A 1,493-nucleotide genomic window follows, 5' to 3' on the forward strand; every position below is an offset into this window, starting at 1 on the left:
CCTTCTCGGGCAAGTGGCAATGCTCGCTGTTCGAGGCAGTGTTCAAGGGCGGCGTGGAATCGGTACTGACCGACCGCCAGCTCGGTCCTCTGCGCGACTTCTGCAACTTCATGCTGGAGCTGGAATCGCGCGCCACGCGCCCAGGTCCGTCGGGCAGCGGCGACAACGCGGCGCAGGTGCTGGATGACCTGATGGAAGGCATGCACTACGAGCACTATCTGTACGACACCTTCGAGGAGCGCGCCGCGCAGGGTAAGTGGGACAACGTGCTCGATTTCGTCAACTGGCTGAAGGACCGCGGCCGGGGCGGCAAGGACCGCGACGGCGAAGAGAAGAACGTGCTGGAACTGACCCAGATGGTGGCGCTCATGTCCATGCTGGAAGGGAAGGACGAGGAGCCGGATGCGATCCGCATGTCGACCCTGCATGCGTCGAAGGGGCTGGAGTATCCGCACGTGTTCCTGGTCGGCGTGGAAGAAGGCATCCTGCCGCACAAGGGCGATCCGGATGCGCCAATCGAGCAGCTGGCGCAGCGCGTCGAGGAAGAGCGGCGCTTGATGTACGTTGGCATCACGCGGGCGCAGCGCACCTTGCAGCTCACCTGGTGCAAGAAGCGCAAGCGCGGCGGTGAGCATGTGCAGTGCGATATCTCGCGCTTCATCGCGGAGATGCAGCTCGATGTGGGCGATGCGCCACCGAAGGAAGATGAAATCATTTCGCCGCGCGAGCGTCTGGCGCGCATGAAGGCGCTGCTGTCCGCACCAAAGGAACCCAAGCCGGCTTGAGCATGCTAGGATGAGCTCCCGTTGACTCGTTTCCGGAGGCTTTCATGTTTGCACGCCGCGCAATGCTCGTCGCCACACTGTTCGCCGCCCTGCCAGCTTTCGCTGCGGAGCACGCCACCAAACCGGAAGCCGAAGCCATGGTCAAGAAGGCCACGGCTTACCTGAAAGCGAACGGGCACGATAAGGCCTTTGCCGAAATCAGTAACAAGCATGGCCAGTTCAATGACCGCGATTTGTATATCGTGGTTTATGGCCTGGACGGCGTGGTCCGCGCACACGGCGCCAACGGCAAGATGATCGGCAAGAACCTCATGGAACTGAAAGACATCGACGGCAAATACTTTGTCCGCGAACGCGTCGAGCTCGCGAAAAAGAAAGCGCCGTTCTGGCAGGACTACAAATTCACCAATCCTGTCAGCGGTTCGATCGAGCCCAAGACCATGTACTGCCAGCCTGAAGAAGACCTGATCGTGTGTGGCGGGGTCTACCTCAAGTAAGTTTGCGGCAGCTCAATCGTGCGCGCGCTGACACGGGGAGATAATGGTCATCTCCCCGGAAGCGCCCATGACCAGCTTTGACGCCCACCAGTACGCCAAACGCCTCATCAAAGCCGGCACCCCGCCGGCCCAAGCCGACGTGCACGCCGACGCGCTTGGCCAAGTCGCGGACGAGGTCGCTATGATCGAGAAGTGCGTCGACACGCAACAC

At 61.4% G+C, this 1,493-nt stretch carries 2 protein-coding genes; both read left to right on the forward strand.

The window, feature by feature from the left end; translation table 11 throughout:
* The coding region (locus AB4Z11_RS31485) for a 3'-5' exonuclease (protein ID WP_442030079.1) at window positions 1–785 on the forward strand (785 nt) is incomplete at its 5' end.
* A gap of 44 nt (window positions 786–829) precedes the next feature.
* Window positions 830–1,282, forward strand: coding sequence for a cache domain-containing protein (locus AB4Z11_RS31490; protein WP_442030081.1), 453 nt, complete (start codon window positions 830–832; stop codon window positions 1,280–1,282).
* The last annotated feature ends 211 nt before the right edge of the window (window positions 1,283–1,493 follow it).

Source organism: Pseudoduganella sp. RAF53_2, assembly GCF_052113985.1.
Taxonomy (GTDB): Bacteria; Pseudomonadota; Gammaproteobacteria; order Burkholderiales; family Burkholderiaceae_D; genus Rugamonas.